Source organism: Thauera sp. 63 (genome assembly GCF_000310165.2).
GTDB lineage: Bacteria > Pseudomonadota > Gammaproteobacteria > Burkholderiales > Rhodocyclaceae > Thauera > Thauera humireducens.
Map to the genome: position 1 here is coordinate 65611 of NZ_AMXC01000015.1, position 14340 is coordinate 79950.

Below are 14340 nucleotides of genomic sequence, written 5' to 3' on the forward strand. Positions count from 1 at the left end.
TTCTTCTTCATGCCAGGGTACGGATTGATTACCGTATTTCGGGATGAGGTAACGGATATGCATCATGGTCATTAGAGTTCAGGTTCGAAAGCGGATTGCTGCCGCGCTGGTGATATGTGTCGCATCGCTAAGCGCAGGTGTGGTGTGTGCATCTCGCACACAAGCGGTTCCAGATTTGGTCGAAACCCCTGCCGCAGCCGATGTCCGTGCCCAGACCTCGCCTCAACTCAGCGTCGCCATTGCGGGCGAGCGCCTGGTCGGTGTCGGTGTGCGCGGGATTGTTCTGCTGTCCGACGACGGCGGTCGGGTCTGGCGCCAGGCGAAGTCCGTACCGGTCAGTGTCGCGCTGACCGATGTGCACTTCGCGACACCGACCGAGGGCTGGGCAGTCGGTCACAGCGGCGTGATCCTGCGCACCCGCGACGGCGGCGAGACCTGGCAGTTGCTGATGGAGGGCCGCCGGGCGGCGCAACTCATCCTCGACGACGTGCAGGCGCGCACGGGTGCGGGCGATACGTCGTTGGGCCGCGCTCTGCTTGACGCTGAGCGCCTCATTGAGGAAGGCCCGGACAAGCCTTTTCTGGGCGTGCGTTTCGTCGATGCGCGGCGCGGTTTTGCCGTGGGCGCCTATGGCATTGCGCTAATGACCGAGGACGGGGGCGAAACCTGGCAGTCCCTGATGGGGCGCATTCCGAATCCGCGCGGCGTGCATCTGTACTCCATCCAGCAGCGCGACGCCGATGTCCTGATCGCGGGCGAGCAGGGCGCACTGTTCCGCTCGGAAGACGGCGGCCAGCGCTTTGTTGAGCTCGAGACGCCGTATCCGGGCACGTTCTTCGGCGTACTGATCATCGACAGCGACACGCTGCTCGCCTATGGGCTGCGGGGCAACGCGTGGCGCAGCGCCGACCGGGGCGCCAACTGGGAACAGATCGACCTGGGTCAGCCGGTGACGGTGACCAGCGGCAAGGTGCTGCTCGATCGCTCGATCCTCCTGGCCGATGAGAGCGGGCGGCTGATGCGCAGCAGCGACGCTGGACGCAGCTTCAAACCCGTCGAAGGCAGCTTTCCGACCGGACTGACCGGACTGGCGCAGGGTAGTGACAAGGCCGTGGTGCTATCTGGCGTGCGTGGACTGACACGGGTCGATCCGGCTCAACTTGTTGCGGAATCAAGATAATGGCTGTTGCACACACTCTTCCGACTGAAGCGGTCATCGCCGACATCGCAGACTTCGATCACCGCTCGGGTTCCCTTCCGGAACGCCTGCTCTTCAACAACCGGTTCATCGTCGTGGCCGTGTGCCTACTGGTCACCGTCGTGCTGGCCTACCAGGCGATGGGACTGCGGCTCAACGCCGCGTTCGAGAAGATGATCCCGACGAGCCATCCGTACATCGTCAATTATCTCGAGAACCGCAGCCAGCTCGCCGGCATGGGCAACAGCCTGCGCATCGCCGTCGAGACCAAGAGCGGCGACATCTTCAGTGCGGATTACCTGGAGACCGTGCGCCAGCTCAACGACGAGCTGTTCCTGATGCCCGAGGTCGATCGCCCCTACATGAAGTCGCTGTGGGCGCCGGCCGTGCGCTGGACGGGGGTGACCGAGGACGGCCTGGATGGCGGTCCGGTCATTCCGGACGACTACGACAAGTCGCCCGAAAGTCTGGAGCAGGTCCGTATCAACGTCGAGCGCTCGGGCGAGATCGGGCAGCTGGTTGCCGCCAACTACCAGTCGAGCATCATCTTCGTGCCCCTGCAGGACCGCATCGCCGAGACCGGCGAGCGCATCGACTACCACGCGCTGTCGAAGCGTATCGAGCAACTGCGCGTGAAGTACGAATCGGATTCGATCAAGATCCACGTCACCGGCTTTGCCAAGGTCGTCGGCGACCTGATCGAGGGCCTGCAGCAGGTCATGATGTTCTTCGCTGTGGCGATCGTGATCTGTACCGCGGTGCTGTACTGGTACACCCGCTGCCTGCGCAGCACTTTGCTGGTCGTTGCGTGCTCGGTTGTCGCGGTGGTGTGGCTGCTCGGTTTGCTGCCGACACTGGGCTACGAACTGGACCCGTACTCGGTGCTGGTCCCCTTCCTAGTGTTCGCCATCGGCATGAGCCACGGCGCGCAGAAGATGAACGGCATCATGCAGGACATCGGCCGGGGCACGCACCGCCTGGTCGCTGCGCGCTACACCTTCCGCCGCCTGTTCCTCGCTGGTCTCACCGCACTGCTGGCCGATGCGGTGGGCTTTGCGGTGCTGATGGTGATCGACATCCAGGTCATCCAGGAACTGGCGGTGACCGCCAGTATCGGCGTTGCCGTGCTGATCTTCACCAACCTCGTGCTGCTGCCGATCCTGCTCTCCTACACCGGCGTCAGCCCGGTCGCGGCAACGCGCAGCCTGAAGGCCGAGCTGATGGAGGCCAACGACGCTCAGCACGGCAAGCATCCGTTCTGGGCCTTCCTCGACCTCTTCACCCAGCGTAAGTGGGCGTCGATCGCGGTCGCGGCCGGTCTGGTGATGGGCGCGGTCGGGCTGGCGGTGAGCTTCCAGCTCAAGATCGGCGATACCGACCCCGGTGCGCCCGAGCTGCGCCCCGACTCGCGCTACAACCGCGACAACGCCTTCATGACCGCCAACTACGCGGCGAGCAGCGACGTCTACATCGTCATGGTGAAGACGCCTCAGTATGCCTGCGGCCAGTACGACACACTGATGGCGGTCGATGCGCTCGAGCGCGCGCTGCTGCAGCTGCCGGGGGTGGAGGCGACGAGTTCGCTGGCCGGGCTGGCCAAGGTGGCCAACGCCGGCATGAACGAGGGCAGCCTGAAGTGGCTCGAGATTCCGCGTTCGCAGGACATGCTCAACGCCATCATCACCCGCGCGCCGCGGGAGATGTTCAATCAGAACTGCGACCTGCTGACGGTGTATGCCTACCTCAAGGATCACAAGGCCGACACCCTGGCCAGCGTGGTGAAGGTCACCGAGGACTTTGCGGCCCAGTATGGTTCGGATCAGATCCGTTTCCTCAACGCGGCCGGCAACGCCGGCATCGAGGCGGCGACCAATATCGTCGTGCGCAAGGCCAACGTGCAGATGCTGTTCCTGGTGTACGCGGCGGTGATCGTGCTCGCCTTCATCACCTTCCGCTCCTGGCAGGCGGTGGTCTGCGCGGTCGTGCCGCTAATGATCACCTCGGTGCTGTGCGAGGCCCTGATGGTGTGGCTCAACATCGGCGTCAAGGTGGCAACGCTGCCGGTCATCGCGCTCGGCGTCGGCATCGGGGTCGATTACGCGCTCTATGTCATGACCGTGACGCTGGCGCGGCTGAAGGAAGGCATGAGTCTCTCGGAGGCCTACTACAAGGCGCTGATCTTCACCGGCAAGGTGGTGGTGCTGACCGGCATCACGCTCGGCCTTGCGGTCGCCACCTGGGTGTGGTCGCCGATCAAGTTCCAGGCCGACATGGGCATCCTGCTGGCGTTCATGTTTGTGTGGAACATGCTGGGCGCCCTGATCCTGCTGCCCGCGCTGGGCCATTTCCTGCTCAAGCCGAAGAAAGTGATTGCCGTCTGAAGGCGAAGGAGACAGCACATGTATCAGCATCTTTTGGTACCGATCGACGGTTCCGACTTGGGCGCCCGGCTGGTGACGCAAGCGGTGCGCTTCGCCGCCTCACTGGGCGCGCGCATCACCTTCTTCACCATGCGTGAGGACTACGGCTCGACCGGGGAAGGCGCGCTATCGCGCACGCTGTCGCCTGAGGCGTTTGCCGAAGCGGCGCTGGGCGAGGCTAATGCCCTGCTGGCGAAGGCGATCGCCGCGGCGGGCGAGGCGGGTGTCGCGTGTGACGGCCTGGCACGAACCGGCGCGCGCGCCTACGAGCAGATCCTCGAGGCGGCGGCCGAGCGCCAGTGCGATCTGATCTTCATGGCCTCGCACGGGCGCCGCGGGCTGAAGGCATTGGTGCTCGGCTCGCAGACGCAGAAGGTGCTCGCGCATGCCACGCTGCCGGTGCTGGTGGCGACGGTCGAGGCCAATGTGCGCTGTTCGGCGGCGGAAGCCGCGGTCACGATCATCAAGGACGAGCATCGGGCGATCGCGGCAATCTGCAGCGGGCTGCGCGAACAGGCCGCCCGGGCCCGCCGGGGCGAGTCGGTCGATTACGGTTTCATCGTGTCGATGCTGCATTACCTGCGCGCCTTCCCCGAGCGGCTGCACCACCCCAAGGAAGAGGAATTCCTCTTTGCTTGTCTCCGGGAGCGCCATCCGGCGGCGGGGGAGACCATCGACGCGCTCGAGCAGGAGCACGAAGAGGGCGGCCGTCTGCTGGCCGAGCTTGAGGCTGAGGCGGCGAGGCTGCGTGAAGGCGGGACTGCGAGCGCGACGGGCGTGTCACTGGCCGAGGCCATCGACCGGTTCGTCGACGGGCAGTGGAACCACCTGAACGCCGAAGAGAAGATGATTATCCCGCTCGCGCTTGAGCATCTGAGCGATGAGGACTGGGTCGGAATAGAACGCGCGTTTCGCGAGAATGCGCAGCTCGGTCGTCAGTCGGAGGAGGATGAAGCCTTCCGCGGACTCTTCTCGCGTCTGATGAATATGCGTGTCCGAGCATCCAAGTAGCTGTGGTGGCCGATTGTAAGACCAAGCGTGTCCTTGACATGGAGGGCGAGTTAACGGTCGCCTGGGAAGGCGTGCTCTGTACTCACGGCCCCGTTTTCGGATCAGCCCATTCCTTGCGGATCACCGGTTGATCATCTATCGAGGACTTCGAGCACAAGGCATCAGGAGAAGACGCCGTTTTCGATGCGGCCAAGGGTGTCAAGCACGCAGCCCACACCTATCTGTGTCCTCAGACAATACAGGGGAGTTGTGCCGCCGAGCGCTGAGTTGAACGAACGGAGCCAGCACATGGCAGCGTCAGCGCTTTCAAAAACCATCACCGCCCGTTCAACGACATGCGCAAACCGCAAGAGCCTTGCCGACTCGTTAGCAGCGTGATGCAAAAGCCGGCGGTATCGCGCCAGCACTGAGGTTCAGGTCGAGTTTCGTCGTGACATCGTTTTCCGGAATCGCCTTCGCACCGCGTTTGAATTGTCTTCGTGGCCGCAACGGCGACCACGAAGGTCTGTTTGCGCGCCTGTGCTCATGCCTTCACCTCCGAAACGCTCAATTTCGCGATTCGGAGCAGGTTGTATGCAGCACCGGAAATGACGGCCGCCATCTGGGTCTTCGCCTGGCCGATGAAACGGGTCTTTCGCAATCCGCCGACCGTTTTCAACCAACCGAAGATCTCCTCGACGCGCTTTCGCTTTCGCTGGCTGACCCGGTAGCCCTCGGTTCGGGTGGTTCGACCATCCAGGCCGGGCGTCTTCCGATCCTTGATGCGCGCGATGTGCGGTCGCACCGCGTGCTCGCGCAGGTGCCCGACAAATTCCTTCACGTGATAGCCCTTGTCGGCGCCGAGCGTCCTGGGGTGAATGTGCCGTCGTCGTGCGCGAGTGAGCAGCTGCCGCGCGGCACGGTGCTCGGCCTGGGTCGATTCGGTGATGAGGATGTCGACGCACAGCCCATTGCGGTTCTCCATGAGCACATGCCCGCCATAGCTGAGCTTGGCCGGCTGGCCGTTGCCCTTGCGCATGAGTCGAGACTCGGGATCGGTCGTGCTTTGATGCGTGGCGTTCGAGCGCTTCTCGCCCTTGAAGTCGACCATCCCGGTGCCGTCATCACCGTCCTTGGGCGGGGTGCCATCCTTGGGCTTAAAACTCTTGAACGAAGCCCAGGCATCGATCAGCGTGCCGTCGACCGTGAAGTGGTCCGAGGACAGCAGCTTCTGCTTGCGGGCCAGATTGACGACCTCATCGAAGAAGCGTCGGGCCACGTCGGTGGCGACAAGGCGTTCGCGCAGGCGGCTGAAGTTCGACTGGTCCAGCGTCGGGCTCTCAAGATCCATGTCGAGAAACCAGCGGAACAGGATGTTGTAGTCGAGTTGTTCGCAGAACTGCCGGTCCGAGCGAACCGAATACAGCGCAATCAGCAATTGCGCTTTGAGCAGTCGCTCTGGCGGAATCGATGGGCGACCGACCGAGGAGTACAGCGCGTCCAACTCCCCAGAAATTGCGCCCAGGGCACGGTCGGCCAAACGCTTCACCCGTCGCTGCGGATGATCCGCCGGCACACGCGAGTCCGTCGAGAAGTAGTGGAACATCGAGGACTGGGGGTCAAGTTGGCCGCGCATCGTTGCAGGACAAGGAGTCTGGAGACTCATCTATGACAAGCAGCTTCTCGGATCGTTCACACCCTTTTGCATCACACTGCTAGCCGAGCAAGGCATCTCTTGTGGGGGCAACTCGACACCCAAACACCTGGGGGCTATGGCGGTTATTTGTTTAAGAATACTCCGCGCGGCAGATTTTCGATATAAGCACCTATGGTGAAATCTCGAGTTATTTTATGGCATACGAAAAAGGCTCGCTTGGATTGTACAATCCAGATGCTCTCATGAAACCGCATGCTTTGTCGTTGAGTGTGCGTCTGAGCTATTTTTTAAAAATCCAAATCGTCGTCAATTAGCTCAACATGCTCAACAATTTTAATTTTGTTGAACTTCGCATCGACAGTTTCTAAAACGTGAATCTTGCATGGGCGCTGAGTGCTCTGGGCTATGTGCAGAATATTTAAGAACCTTCGAGTGTCGATGTTAAGTGTCATTCTACTCGGCCCCTCCTTGGTTTGTATCTGAATGGTTCGGGTCCAAGTGGAAGGCGCGTCGACGTTGGCGATAATCACATATCTGCTTTCGTTGAACTGCTCGATTTTTTGTGAAGGCTTTTTGATTCGCCCTGCTATTTCAAGCTCCTGGCGGTCAAGGCAGATTCTTAGAGGAGCACGGAGTACTTTCCCTCCCATCGTGGCCTGTGTTTGTGTGACCAGCTCGTTGATTATACAGAGCAGTGATTCAGAAATGCAGGCATCGCGAAGAAGGTCCGGTTCTGGCTCGTGACCCTGCACAAGGCTTAAAAAGGTATGGAACGTTTCAAGTATGTTCTCTTTTTGTTGATTGGTTACTTCAATTCTTTTTGCGGGCTGCCATTCAGTGCCATGGATTTCGACGAAGGACTCCCATGGCGTTGAGGGTTCGATTGCGCCGATCTCCAGAAGCAGCTGGCGCACTGGCTCACAAAACATGATGATTTCCAATGGGGCCAAATCCCATGGGAAGTTTGCCCCATTGGTCGTGAATTGAGTTTTGAATGAAACGGGGCTCTTGATAGTCACATAGCGGTGATCGGTTTGCATCCTGTGATCCTTAAGGCAAGGTACGTAGGATCATCCTGCCTGAGAATCTGATCAGAGGATGCCGCGTAAAACAGCCAAAATCGGGTGTTATATGACTTGCTGGTCCCCGGAGTGCGCTGCAACCGCAGAGGTTGGTCCAAGTGTTGACCGGAGAACGCGAGCGTCAGACAAGGTGGAGGCTTAGCCTGCTGCCCACGCGGCGAACAGGACGGCTAGTCCGATCCTATTGCGTATCATAAAGTTCGAGTTCTCATGGAACAGCAGCGCGGCGCGTTGTGGAACTCGACTGAATCCGCCGTCGAGGGTGAGTACGTCGATCTGAATCGTGCCTGAGGGCTGTAGAGTGGCTCGTTCAGCGAGTTCGAAGCCGCTATGCAGGGCATATTGCTGAAGCTGGGTGTGATGCGGGTCGGTGGCGATGACGACGTATCGATCAGGAGGAATGCAGAACGCGTCCAGAAATGAGCGCACCCACTGAAAGTGTTCGAGCTTCGCCATCAGAATCTGGCGTTTTCGTCCGATCAGCGGTGCAATTTCTTCCACGTTAGCAGGGCGGATTTTTACGTCTCCGTTGATAGGCTGTTGCATGGCCTGCACGGCGCATTTCAGTAGGCCGTCCCATTGCCCCTCAGTGAGTGCCCGTAGGAGCCGTATTGCGCTGCCTGGGCGGGTGTTCCCCCCAGGGCCACCTGCGATTCGGTCGAGTGCCCTGACGAGTGCCTCGCAGGGATCAATCTCCAGACCAAGGTGCTCGGCTGCAAGGGGAGCTGCACGTCCGCGAGCGACTAGGCGAAGCAGGTGGAGGGCATCAAGGCAGGACGGATTGCGCGGCGCTGGTGGGGGGGCGATAGTCGTTGCTTGTCTGCGCCTTGGCAGTGCATCGAGGTTGAGGCACGGCAACTGAGCCGATCGAATCCGGCGCTGTGTCTCAGGGGTTGTCGCAAGCGTAGCCCAGCGGTCCAACAGGTGCACATAAGAGGTGAGACTAGTGGATGGGTGGGCGTGGCCCAGTACTCGACAGAGCGCCCAGAGACTGCGCCGGGTTGGACAATCACGACCCAGCAGCGTTGCCGCGATGGTCTCGGGAGACCGGTCGGGTAGCGTCGCGGCAAGTTCGGGTGCGAGCGCAACGAATACTCGCATCGCGAATGTGTGTCGTGTGTGATGGAGTGTTACGCGGGGATTGGCACATTCGTTGCGCAGAGCGCCGATGACTTGGGCGTGCACCTGACGCCGCCGAGCAGGATCGGACCATGCCTGTCCATGCAGTGGTGCGGCGAGGTCAATACCCAATCTTGCCTCGTACGCGTCGATCATTGCTTCGAGGGCTGTGCGCTCGTCCGCGCACAGCGGAAAAAGGAGGGGAACTACGCGACGTGAGGCGGGACGTTTTATTTTCCGGTGCGGATGGTTTTGGACCAAAACGCAGGTTTGTTCGCCGTCTTCAATCCAATCGCCACGGCACAGACCAAACGCTTCCCCTGCCCGCAGGCCGAACCGGTAGCAGAGCACGAGAATTGCGCGTGCGGTGATACGGTCCCCCGGTTCCAGCGTTGAGCGCGAGAGCGAACGAAGCGCCCGTAGATAATCAGCCTCCCGGATATACCCCGGCGCCACGAGATCGGCGCGTGGTGGAATTGGCAATTCGTCCCACAGTGGGTTGGCGATGCCGTAGGTCCGGTGAGCAAATCCATGCAATCGGTGCAACAAGTCGCCGACGTAGCTGAGATCCCGCGTGGGGCGTGCATCCAGTAAGCGCTGATAGTGCTCAGTCAGATCCTCCTCGTCAGCGCCAACCAAGTCGGTGTCGTACCAGACGTCCTCTGCTGCGCCCGATAGCGCGCTTAGGTACCGTCGAACACTGGAGAGCTTGTTGACCGTCTGGGCGAGCTCACAGATCCAGTGTGCGGTGATGTCGATGGCGGTACTGACCCGGCCCTCATATTCTTGCCTGATGCGGTGCAGGTTACGCACCAGATCCCGGCGAGTATTGGTTCGGCGACCGGTTTCGGGAGCCATCAGCGCTTCGCGCAGGTCGCGAAAGAGCCTCCTAGCCTGTTGATTGGCGTCGTCGTGGCCATCATCACGCTCGGGTTGCTTGTTGTCACTATTGTCCGGTGCAGTTGTGGATTCGGTAGGCTCCATGCAACTTGTATCAAGGACCTTGCCGGTGTCGAGTGCGATGAGGTCAGTCCATCCTAGGCTGTAGGATGACACCCGTCCGCTGAGGTACCCGGCGAGTACACCGGGCAGTTCGATGGCGTTCGTCTGGTCGATTACCTGTGTGAGCGCTGCAATGAGTGCCCGATTGTCGAGGGGGGTGTTCGGGATATCGAGTGCCTGCGTTATTTCCGGAGCAAGTTGCGATTGCCGTGCCCGCTGCCTCGTTTGTTGGGCCCGGACGAGATACGCCGCACCCGAGCGGGAGATCGGCAGGCGGACAACGGGCTCTGAGTCGGACCACGTTGACTCGGTGTCGACCTCTGGCTCGTCTTCAGTTGGATTAGGCGCAGGCCGGAACTCAATCCAGTAGCGGTGCAGATGGAATACGAGCCGAACGCGCGCTGAGTTGCGCAGATTCAGCAGCAGTTCGGGATGTGCGAGCCGGCATTCGAGCAGCAGATGTAGGCAGCACAACAACTCAGCATCGACTGCGCGTGCTTTGGCGGGTGGGAGGGCGCGCTGGAAGTGTCGGAGTCGCTGGTTGAGCACGTTCCGTATCGCTTGGGCACGCACAGCCAACTCACTATGGAAGGGCGGCTCTTCCTGTAGCGGAACAAACACCCGTCGCCTCCTTGTTACGCGATGCCGGCGATCGTGGCGCTCGGTCGCGCGCAGATAAAACCGGTAACGTATGCCGGCAAGCGGGTGAGGGAGTCCTAGCGGTGTAAATAATAGAGCGCGCTCGAGCCCCTCAAGCTCGTCCGCAGTGAGCTGGTGTAGTTGGCGACCCGCGAGTGTGGACTCGACGAGGGTGCGTGCTTGCTGGCGGGCCGCATGGTGGCGCTCGCGTTGCGCACGCGCACGGCGCTCGAGACCGAACGGGCGGGCATCGCAGGGCGGAACGGGCTGGAGTTCAGCAGCGGCGATGTGCGGTGGCTGAGGTTCGGGCATCCTCAACGCCAAGAACTTGTGCTCGATGGCGGCGCGCACATCTTCCATGTCGTCCTGCCAAACTCGCATCGATTGATCGCCGTGCGTCACCGATCCGCCGTAGGCATGCCCAAGGAGTGCATCGATCAATTCAGCATCGACGCCACGGCGTCTCAGGCCTTGCGACAGCCGGTGACGGAAGCAGTTGAGCGGCAGCGGGAAGGACTCTTCGAGGGCTGCCTGGAGAGTGGATTCCGAAACTGACTGCCAGTCTGAGAGATCCTCTGCGAGGAAGAAAAATAGTGGCATCCTCGGTTTTGGGGCCGTTATCGAATCGAGCAGTGCCGACAGACTGGTGCGTGGCCCCCGGAGTGCCTCGGTGAGCGCAGCCAGATAGGGCAAGTAATGCTCCCGCAGATGGGTACTTGCGCACTGCACCAAGGGAATCAGCCGCCCACGGCGGCTAGATTGAATGACCTTATCCGCGATGAATACACGGTTCTGGATGAGATCGAAGTGCGCGACGGCCTCGAACGGGTCCGTCACCGGGCGAGCGCCCGTTGCTGCGAGTAGCATCAGAACCACCTGCGCGGTGTAACTGTTGTGGCGTATTGCCAGCGAGGCGCTCTGCTGCTGCCGTTTCAGAGTTGCCATGACGCTCACCAGCGCTTCCTTAAGCGCTGCATCCAGCGGGTTTAGTTCACTGCCCAACGCATTGGCCTGATCGGGGGCGTTTCCCCGGAGGGCAAGACCAGCGGTCGAGTAATGGTCGGTCAGTTGTCCGATAGACCATGCTGGATAGGCAGTGGCGCCGGGTAGGCCACTGTTTGGGCGTGCCGTTGCACTGATGGCGAGTAGAGGGTCGCTACTCTGTCTGAACAGAGCGCTCGGCAACCAACGTCCGAGCATGTGCGGTTGCACACGCCCGAAGCCGTGTCTCATTGCGGTCTTGCGGAACAAGGTATTGACTGAGGGCCATTCGGCTCTCCAGGCCATCCCGATGGGTGCCGTACCAGGGACTAAGTGGCCGGCCAGGGTTTCGACCAGCCAGGAGGGCACTTGGAGCATATGAACCGACGCGCGCTCCGCGAGCAAATCCAATTGATGTGTTTGTGGCCGCCAGCCGCGTTTTGGGCGGGGAGCTTGTCGGTGCAGAAGTGTCCCATTGGCGCAGAAGGTCCAGTCAGCAGTGGACGTCTCACTGACTGGTAGGTCACAGGCCAGCTCGAGCGAGCGGTGGGTGGCTATGGCCAGCCACACGGCAGCAGCCAGCAGGCGCTCGGCCTCGTCAGATGGTGCTCGTATGACACCTTCCAGCCACTGTTGGGTCTTGCGCTCCTCGGCGGCTGACAACTGCTCCCAGGACCACGGTAGAAACTGCGCTTGCTCTCTTCCAAGTAGAAGAACTGAATGCGCTGTGATTCGTTGCCGAGTGAGACTGTCGTCGGGCGTGACGGTGACGCCGACAAGAGGGGCGGTTTCGAGGGTTTCGACGTCCTCGGGGAAATCGATGACTTCTACTGCGGTGCTGGATTCGTCATCGAGTTGCCAACTCAGGAGTTCCGGTGGCGTGATCCGCGGTTCTGCGAGGCGACTCAGGATCGTTGAGGCCTCAAATTCGTCGGCATGGCCAGGGATCGAAGACGGTGAAAACTCGAAGTTTGCGACCTTCGCCAGCGCTACCAAACAGTTGCGCTCTGTCCGTGCGTCGCGGTACTTGGCGGTGAGGTGCCGGACCCGGCGGCCAACGTGATGATTGATCGCGGTGAACCCTGGGGGGAGGGGCGCGATCAGGGATCTGACAAACGCAAGCCAGCGTGGGTTTTCCTGTGAGGCCTGACGCAAGGTGCGGGCGATGCTCTCGATCTCGGTGTCGAGCGGGGTTCCCACCTCTGCATGACGAATGGCCGAGTGAGCGAGCAGCCAAAGTTGCATAGTTTCGAACCAGCGCTGGCTTTGGATGTTCTCTTCTGACGTGCTGCCGGGACTGGGCGGGGCCGGAGGGGCAGTCAGCAGTGCGGTCAGGTACCCCCAGGAGAGGTCACCATGAAACTGCTGGTTGGTTCTGACATTGGCGGGAAGCGCAGGGTACGCTCGCAGGAGACTGCCTGCGGATGGCTGCGCGAGCCTTTCAGCAAGTCGCCACAACTCTTCTAGCGCAGGGCGCTCATCGCTCCAGAGTCGCAGCTGATGTCGGGCGTACGGCGGAACTATGGTGTGCAGGACAGTCCCCACCCAGTGCGCGTTCTCCCCTCGAATTACACAGGTCGATAACACGAGGCGCAGGGCGGACTCGCAGTCGTTGGCCTGAGCCCAGGCCAGAACATCGTGGAGTGCGGCCGGGAGGGCAGGGGTCGTCTGCGAGGTGCCGTGTGGAACTTGCTCTGCGTGGCGTAAAGCGATCATAGGCGACATAAACCGGGGAAAGGGCTTTGAGCATTATGCTTGCCAACCAGGAAAAGTGGTTTATTGACGCCTATTTATAACCAGTGAACCGTTTTTGAAACTAACTACGTCCTATAAGTGGCCAGCCCTCCGAAGGCAGGGGTCGGACGTTCGAATCGTCTCGGGCGCGCCAAAGAATACAGTGGGCCAGGTCTTTGCGGACCTGGCCCATTTTTTCTTTCCCGCCTCTCGTCGTAACCGATTACCACCCTCCATGCTGCCGGTGCGCGCACAGTCGTCGCGGCGGCAGGTTTGGCCTGGCATGGGCCGGCGCTCCGCCGCCAGCTTCCAAAATCAGGAGGAGACGATGGGTAAGAAGATTCTGATGATCTGCGGCGATTTCTGCGAAGACTACGAGACGATGGTGCCCTTCCAGGCGCTGCAGGCGGTGGGGCATACGGTGCATGCGGTGTGCCCTGACAAGAAGGCGGGCGACGTCATCGCCACCGCGATCCACGACTTCGAGGGGCATCAGACCTACAGCGAGAAGCGGGGCCACAACTTCGCGCTCAACGCCAGCTTCGCCGATGTGCGTGCCGCGGACTACGATGCGCTCGTGATCCCCGGCGGTCGCGGCCCGGAATACCTGCGCATGAACGACGCGGTCGTCGCCATGGTCCGGCACTTTTTCGACACCGACAAACCCGTGGCCGCGATCTGCCATGGGGCGCAGTTGCTGGCCGGTGCCCGTGTGCTGGAGGGGCGTCTATGTTCCGCCTATCCTGCTTGCCGTGCCGAGGTCGAACTGGCTGGCGGGCGTTACGCCGACATCGCGATCGACGCCGCGGTCACTGACCGGAATCTCGTCTCGGCGCCGGCGTGGCCCGCACATCCTGCCTGGATCGCGCAGTTCCTGGCCGTTCTTGGCACTCGGATCACGCACTGACCCTCTTTCGCCCGCGACGGCCCAAGCCGAATCCCGCTAGGATTCCATCACCCGACCCGTCGCGGAGCGAGCCATGTGTCAGATATTCACCACCGCCGACCCCGTGCTTTACGCTTGTCGCTCACGCTCGATCCGCCTGCGCGGTGTCGCCACCAGCGTCCGGCTTGAGAACATCTACTGGAACACGCTCGAAGAGATCGGCGCGCGCGATGGTTTGACCGTGCCTCAACTCGTCAGTCGCCTGCATGATGAACTCGACCACGCGGGTGCCCTCGGTGATCGTGCCAACTTCACGTCCTTCTTGCGCGTTACCTGCACGCGCTACCTGCAGCTTCAGCTCGCAGGCTTGATTCCCACAGATCGCTCGATTGCCATCCGTTCGCTCGACGCCGGCAAGGTCCTCGCCGACGAGTGCTCCAGATTCCTTTCGTCTGTTGCTTGACGCCGCCGTTTTGTCGCCTATAATGCGCACCTCTTTCAGCGCTGACGCGGTTTCTTCTGAAGCGGCGGCGGGCTGGAGGGGTGAGGCGGGCGGTTCGCCGGGGCTTTGGGTTGTTCGATGATTCGGGCGACGCGGTTAAAAAAGTTTCGGTGGATGCTTGACAGGTTGT

At 61.2% G+C, this 14340-nt stretch carries 9 protein-coding genes; 5 read left to right on the forward strand and 4 right to left on the reverse strand.

Annotation, left to right across the window (positions count from 1 at the left end; all coding sequences use genetic code 11):
* Nucleotides 1–175 precede the first annotated feature (175 nt).
* Genes C664_RS13285 through C664_RS13295 form a run of 3 tightly spaced genes read left to right on the forward strand, consistent with a single transcriptional unit; the run spans nt 176 to nt 4629 of the window.
* Nucleotides 176–1180: a WD40/YVTN/BNR-like repeat-containing protein gene (locus C664_RS13285; RefSeq protein ID WP_004261365.1), complete on the forward strand. Its 1005-nt coding sequence runs from the start codon at nt 176–178 to the stop codon at nt 1178–1180.
* Nucleotides 1180–3579: an efflux RND transporter permease subunit gene (locus tag C664_RS13290; RefSeq protein ID WP_004261366.1), complete on the forward strand. Its 2400-nt coding sequence runs from the start codon at nt 1180–1182 to the stop codon at nt 3577–3579. The genes C664_RS13285 and C664_RS13290 overlap by 1 nt, the downstream gene beginning before the upstream one ends.
* Before the next feature lie 18 nt (nt 3580–3597).
* Nucleotides 3598–4629: a universal stress protein gene (locus C664_RS13295; protein WP_004261367.1), complete on the forward strand. Its 1032-nt coding sequence runs from the start codon at nt 3598–3600 to the stop codon at nt 4627–4629.
* Between the two features lie 161 nt (nt 4630–4790).
* On the opposite strand, the gene C664_RS20380 is transcribed toward C664_RS13295, so the two are convergent.
* The 4 genes from C664_RS20380 to C664_RS13310 form a co-directional block, all read right to left on the reverse strand.
* Nucleotides 4791–4946, reverse strand: a complete 156-nt coding sequence (locus tag C664_RS20380; RefSeq protein ID WP_083483096.1) for an MbcA/ParS/Xre antitoxin family protein — start codon at nt 4944–4946, stop codon at nt 4791–4793.
* Nucleotides 4947–5152: 206 nt separating this feature from the next.
* Entirely contained in the window at nt 5153–6244 is a 1092-nt protein-coding gene (locus tag C664_RS13300; RefSeq protein WP_038011801.1) for an IS5 family transposase, read from the reverse strand.
* A gap of 308 nt (nt 6245–6552) precedes the next feature.
* Nucleotides 6553–7305, reverse strand: coding sequence for a hypothetical protein (locus tag C664_RS13305; protein WP_004261369.1), 753 nt, complete (start codon nt 7303–7305; stop codon nt 6553–6555).
* Between the two features lie 180 nt (nt 7306–7485).
* Complete coding sequence (locus C664_RS13310) at nt 7486–12333, reverse strand: site-specific integrase (RefSeq protein ID WP_004261370.1); 4848 nt, start codon at nt 12331–12333, stop codon at nt 7486–7488.
* A gap of 817 nt (nt 12334–13150) precedes the next feature.
* Between C664_RS13310 and C664_RS13315 the strand changes: the two genes are divergently transcribed.
* Together C664_RS13315 and C664_RS13320 are read left to right on the forward strand one after the other, a co-directional pair.
* Nucleotides 13151–13729: a DJ-1/PfpI family protein gene (locus tag C664_RS13315; protein ID WP_004261372.1), complete on the forward strand. Its 579-nt coding sequence runs from the start codon at nt 13151–13153 to the stop codon at nt 13727–13729.
* 73 nt (nt 13730–13802) lie between these two features.
* Nucleotides 13803–14171 (forward strand): ribbon-helix-helix domain-containing protein, encoded by a 369-nt coding sequence (locus tag C664_RS13320; RefSeq protein ID WP_004261376.1) that lies wholly within the window; start codon nt 13803–13805, stop codon nt 14169–14171.
* The last annotated feature ends 169 nt before the right edge of the window (nt 14172–14340 follow it).

Bases quoted from the DNA above. Each gene is read 5' to 3' on its own strand.
- C664_RS13310 (WP_004261370.1), bottom strand. From the start codon at position 12,333: ATGCAACTTTGGCTGCTCGCTCACTCGGCCATTCGTCATGCAGAGGTG.
- C664_RS20380 (WP_083483096.1), bottom strand. From the start codon at position 4,946: ATGGTTTTTGAAAGCGCTGACGCTGCCATGTGCTGGCTCCGTTCGTTC.
- C664_RS13320 (WP_004261376.1), top strand. From the start codon at position 13,803: ATGTGTCAGATATTCACCACCGCCGACCCCGTGCTTTACGCTTGTCGC.
- C664_RS13300 (WP_038011801.1), bottom strand. From the start codon at position 6,244: ATGCGCGGCCAACTTGACCCCCAGTCCTCGATGTTCCACTACTTCTCG.
- C664_RS13290 (WP_004261366.1), top strand. From the start codon at position 1,180: ATGGCTGTTGCACACACTCTTCCGACTGAAGCGGTCATCGCCGACATC.
- C664_RS13295 (WP_004261367.1), top strand. From the start codon at position 3,598: ATGTATCAGCATCTTTTGGTACCGATCGACGGTTCCGACTTGGGCGCC.
- C664_RS13315 (WP_004261372.1), top strand. From the start codon at position 13,151: ATGGGTAAGAAGATTCTGATGATCTGCGGCGATTTCTGCGAAGACTAC.
- C664_RS13305 (WP_004261369.1), bottom strand. From the start codon at position 7,305: ATGCAAACCGATCACCGCTATGTGACTATCAAGAGCCCCGTTTCATTC.